Here is a 4609-nt window from a genome sequence, read left to right as displayed (position 1 = left end):
GTCGAAGAAGGGGACGGGGCCGCGGTCGGCGCGCAGGCGGGCGCGCAGGGTCGTGGTGGCCTCGTCGTCTACTTCGCCGTCTGTGAGCACTACGCCGTAGTCGTCGCGGGCTCCTTCGAGGGAGACCTTGCCGTCGCGGACGTCGGCGGCCACGCGGGACGGGTCGCGGTTCAGGGGGTCGCCCCAGCCGCCGCCCCCGGTGGTCCGGATGCGGATCGTCTGCCCCGCCTTGACCGGGTGGTCGTCGACGAGGCCGTCCATCCCCTCGCCGTCGATGTCGACGCGGAAGGGGCGCCCGGCGCGGCCGCCGTTGACGCCCCAGCAGGACAGGATCGAGCGGTCGGCGATCGACATGTAGTGGGCGTCGCGGAGCATGCGGATGTGCTTGTCGTAGCCGAGGCCGCCCCGGTGCTCCCCCGGGCCGCCGGAGTCGGTGGCGAGGCCGAGGCGCTCGACGATGAACGGCCAGCGGGCCTCGGCGAACTCGGCGGGGATGTTGCGGGAGTCGGGCACGACGTGGATGGTGTCCTCGCCGTCGGCGTAGTAGCGGCCGCCGGAGCCGCCGCCGAGGACCTCGCGCATGAGGTACGGGCCGCGGTCGTCCTCGCCGTAGACGCCGGTGTAGCGGATCGTCTCCTGGTCGGCGGGCATCCGGCCGTTCGTGGCCTTCGCCAGGACGCCCGCGAGGACGCCGAGGAGCCGCAGGATGACGAACGTGCGGGCGTTGGTCGGGGCCGGGAAGACGGGCGTGAGGAGGGTGCCCTTCTCGGGGAAGCGCATCTCGATGAGGGGGACGACGCCCTCGTTGACGTCGAGTTCGGCGGCGCGCTCGGGCGTGTCGGCCAGGTTCCGCAGGACGGGCGCCAGCCACTTCTTCAGGAAGACGCCGTCGGCGTAGTCGCCCGCGTGGTTGATGGGGCCCTTGGCCTGGGGCGAGGTGCCGGTGAAGTCGATGACGAGGGGGACGGCGGCCGCCTTGTCGACGGTGAGGGTGATGCGCTGGGCGTGCAGGAGGGGCGGGTCGACGCCGTCGTGCTCGGCGTAGTCCTCCCAGGTGAACGTGCCGTCCGGGATCTTGGCGAGGAGTTCGCGGCGGAACGTCTCGGTGGTCCGGTCGATGATCGCGTCGAAGCAGTCCTCGACGGCGGCGCGGCCGTAGCGGGCGAACAGCTCGCCGAGGCGGCGGGCGCCCATCAGGCAGGCCGAGCATTCGGCGTCCAGGTCGCCGGCGAGGGAGTCGGGCATCCGCGAGTTGCGGGTCATGATGGCGAGGGCGGCCTCGTTCGGGACGCCCCGGTCCCACAGCTTGATCGGCGGGACCATCAGGCCCTCCTCGAACGCGCTGCGGGCGTGGCTCGGCATCGAGCCGGGGACGGCGCCGCCGATGTCGTCGTGGTGGCCGAACGCCTGGACGAACGCGACCACCTCGTCCTGGTGGAACACCGGCACCGTGACGCACAGGTCCGGAAGGTGGCCGATGCCGCCTTCGGAGAGGTACACGTCGTTGTGGAAGAACACGTCGCCCGGACGCATGCCGCCGAGGGGGAAGTCGCGCGCGATCGGCTGGACGAGCGCCGAGTAGGAGCGGCCGGTGAGCTTGCGGAGGCGGCGGTCGTGGATGCCGGCGCGGAAGTCGTGCGCGTCGCGGATCATCGGCGAGCGGGCGGTGCGGGCGATCGCCGTCTCCACCTCGCGCTCGACCGAGGCGAGGGTGCCCTCGACGATCTCCAGCAGGATCGGGTCGGTCATCGCGTCACCACCAGGTTGCCGTAGCCGTCGAGCCGCGCGGTGAAGCCGGGGTGCAGCGGGACGGTGGAGCCGAACTCCTCGATGATCGCCGGCCCCTCGATCCGGTCGCCGGGGGCGAGTTTCTCCCTGCGGTAGATCGGCGTCTCCTGCCAGGAGTCGAAGTGGACCCGCCGGGTGCCGGTCCGGGCGCGGGACGGGTCGCCGTCGCCCGGCGGGCGCTCGGCCAGGCGCGGGCGCTCGATCGGGCCGATGCCGGAGACGCGCAGGTTGACCCACTCGACCGGATGGCGCGGGTCGTCGCGGTAGCAGTAGCCGTAGAGGGCCTCGTGGGCGTCGTGGAACCGGCGGACGACCTCCGCGCGGAACGCCTCGCCGGGGGTCCCGGCGGGCGCGGGCACCCGCACCTCGAACGCCTGCCCGTAGTAGCGCAGGTCGGCGGAGCGGGCGAAGCGGCGGTCGCCCTCCGGGAAGCCCTCGCGGGCCAGCGCGGCGGAAGCCTCGGCCTCCAGGGCGGTGTAGCCGTCGCGCAGCAGCGCGGGGTCGAGTTCGGCGTCGCGGACGACCCGCGTCCGCACGTAGTCGTTCTTCGCGTCCACGGTGAGCAGGCCGAACGCGGACAGGTTGCCGGGGTTCTCCGGGACGACGGCGGCGGGCAGGCCGAGCACGTCCAGCAGCCGGCAGGCGAGCAGCGGCCCCGAGCCGCCGAACGCGACGAGCGGGTAGTCGCGGACGTCCAGGCCCCGCTTCACGGTGATCTGCCGGATCGCGTTCGCCTGGTTCCACGCCGAGATCTCCAGGATGCCGGCGGCGGCGCGTTCGAGCGGGAGGCCGAGGTCGGCGGCGAGGGCGCCGAGGCCGGCGCGGGCCGCGTCCACGTCCAGGGGGACCTCGCCGCCGAGCAGGTGCGGCGGGATGCGGCCGAGGACGGCGTGCGCGTCGGTCACCGTCGCCTCGGCGCCGCCGCGCCCGTAGCAGAGCGGGCCGGGGTCGGCGCCCGCGCTGCGCGGGCCGACCTTCAGCGCGCCCTCGGGCGAGCGCCACGCGACCGAGCCGCCGCCCGCGCCGACCGTCACGATGTCGATCATCGGGATCTTGACGGGGTGGCGGCCGATGGCGCCCTCGGTGGTGAGGGTCGGCTCGCCGTCCAGCACGACGGCGACGTCGGTGGACGTGCCGCCGCCGTCCAGGGTCACGACCGAGCCGTGCCCGCTGTGCGCGACGACGAACGCCGCGCCGAGCGCGCCCGCCGCCGGGCCCGAGAGCACCGTCGTGATGGGCTGCCGGGCGACCTCGTCGGCCGACAGGACGCCGCCGTTGCTCTTCATCACCAGCAGGCGGGACGCGACGCGCTCGGCGATCCGGGCGAGGTAGCCGTTCATCGCGGGCTTGACGGCGGCGTCCACGAGGGTCGTCACCGACCGCTCGTACTCGCGGTACTCGCGCAGCACCTCGCACGACAGCGACACGACGGCGTCCGGGTGCTCGCGGCGCAGGACGTCCCGCATCGCCAGCTCGTGCGACGGGTCGGCGTAGGAGTGCAGGAAGCACACCCCGATCGCGCGGATCCCCTGCTCGCGGAACCAGCGGGCCGCCGCGACCGCCGACGCCTCGTCGAACGGGCGGATCTCCGCGCCGGTGTGGTCGAGCCGCCCGCCGACCGCCCGCACCCGGTGCACGGGGACGATCCGCGGCGGCTTCACCCAGAAGTAGCTGTTGCCGTAGCCGTCCGGGACGCTCTGCCGCGCGATCTCCAGGACCGACTCGAACCCCTCGGTGGTGATGAACCCGAGGTCGTCGATCCGGTCTTCGAGGAGCCGGTTGGTCGCGACCGTGGTGCCGTGCGAGAGCGCCGCGACGTCCTCGGGCCCGGCGCCGAGCAGCCGCAGCACCTTCGCGACGCCGGCCGCGAAGCCCTCGGCCGGGTCGGCGGGCGTGGACGGGGTCTTGGTGGTGGTGAGCCCGCCGCCCTCGTCCAGCGCGACGACGTCGGTGAACGTCCCGCCCGTGTCGATCCCGATCCGCAGCCGCCTCGCCATGGTGAAGGGTCTACCGGACGGCGGCCACCAGGGAAACCGTCGCAATCTGCCAACGGGCGCGTCGTTCTTTCGTGAAGGCGCGTGGGGCTAGGCTGAGCTTTTTCCATCGGACGACAAATGCTGGAGCCCTTTCATGGCGCTTGAACGCCCCGAGATCGACTTCCCCGAGGGACAGCCGCCGCAGTACCTCGACATCACCGACGTCACCGAGGGCGACGGCCCCGCCGCGGCCAAGGGGTCGCAGGTGTCGATGCACTACGTGGGCGTGTCCTGGTCCACCGGCGAGGAGTTCGACGCGTCCTGGAACCGGGGCTCGACGCTGGACTTCGAGCTCGGCTCCGGCCGCGTCATCAAGGGCTGGGACATGGGCATCGAGGGCATGAAGGTCGGCGGGCGCCGCAAGCTCGTCATCCCGCCGCACCTGGCCTACGGCGACCGCAGCCCGAGCCCGGCGATCAAGCCGGGCGAGACGCTCATCTTCGTCGTCGACCTGGTCGCCGTCAGCTAGGAGCGCGCGCGGCTCAGCGGCGGGCGCGGCGGCCGAGCAGGTAGCCGAGCGCGACGCCGGCGAGGGCGACCGCTCCGCCGGCGCCGAACGCCGCCGTCATCGGCCACGCCGCGGACGCGCGCTCCGGCGCCGCCGCGGCGCGTCCCGCGTAGACCGTGCCTCGCCGACCCCGACACCGACCGACCCCACCGACGCCGTCGGCGTCCTGTCCGGCGGCAACCAGCAGAAGGTCGTGCTCGCCAAGTGGCTCGCCACCGAGCCCACCGTGCTGATCGTGGACGAGCCGACCCGCGGCATCGACGTCGGCACCAAGGCC

General features: G+C 73.7%; 3 protein-coding genes and 1 pseudogene. 2 read left to right on the top strand and 2 right to left on the bottom strand.

The window, feature by feature from the left end:
* Together ETD96_RS41595 and ETD96_RS41590 are read right to left on the bottom strand one after the other, a co-directional pair.
* A partial coding sequence (locus ETD96_RS41595; RefSeq protein WP_138641979.1) for a hydantoinase B/oxoprolinase family protein occupies nt 1-1749 on the bottom strand: 1749 nt, incomplete at its 3' end.
* Nucleotides 1746-3785 carry a hydantoinase/oxoprolinase family protein gene (locus ETD96_RS41590; protein WP_138641978.1) on the bottom strand — a complete coding sequence of 680 codons (2040 nt, stop codon included), beginning with the start codon at nt 3783-3785 and terminating at the stop codon, nt 1746-1748. The genes ETD96_RS41595 and ETD96_RS41590, both read right to left, overlap by 4 nt.
* Nucleotides 3786-3918: 133 nt before the next feature.
* Here ETD96_RS41590 and ETD96_RS41585 point away from each other — a divergent pair, with 133 nt between their 5' ends.
* A complete protein-coding gene (locus ETD96_RS41585) occupies nt 3919-4293 on the top strand; it encodes an FKBP-type peptidyl-prolyl cis-trans isomerase (protein ID WP_138641977.1) in 375 nt (124 codons plus the stop codon).
* A 187-nt stretch (nt 4294-4480) separates the two neighbouring features.
* Nucleotides 4481-4609, top strand: a pseudogene (locus ETD96_RS41580) (ATP-binding cassette domain-containing protein); the annotation flags it as partial.

This window comes from Actinomadura geliboluensis, from assembly GCF_005889745.1.
Taxonomy (GTDB): Bacteria; Actinomycetota; Actinomycetes; order Streptosporangiales; family Streptosporangiaceae; genus Spirillospora; species Spirillospora geliboluensis.
This window is presented reverse-complemented; position numbering and strand designations above follow the sequence as displayed.

Coding starts and splice junctions, on each gene's coding strand:
- ETD96_RS41590 (WP_138641978.1), bottom strand. CDS start 3,785: ATGGCGAGGCGGCTGCGGATCGGGATCGACACGGGCGGGACGTTCACC.
- ETD96_RS41585 (WP_138641977.1), top strand. CDS start 3,919: ATGGCGCTTGAACGCCCCGAGATCGACTTCCCCGAGGGACAGCCGCCG.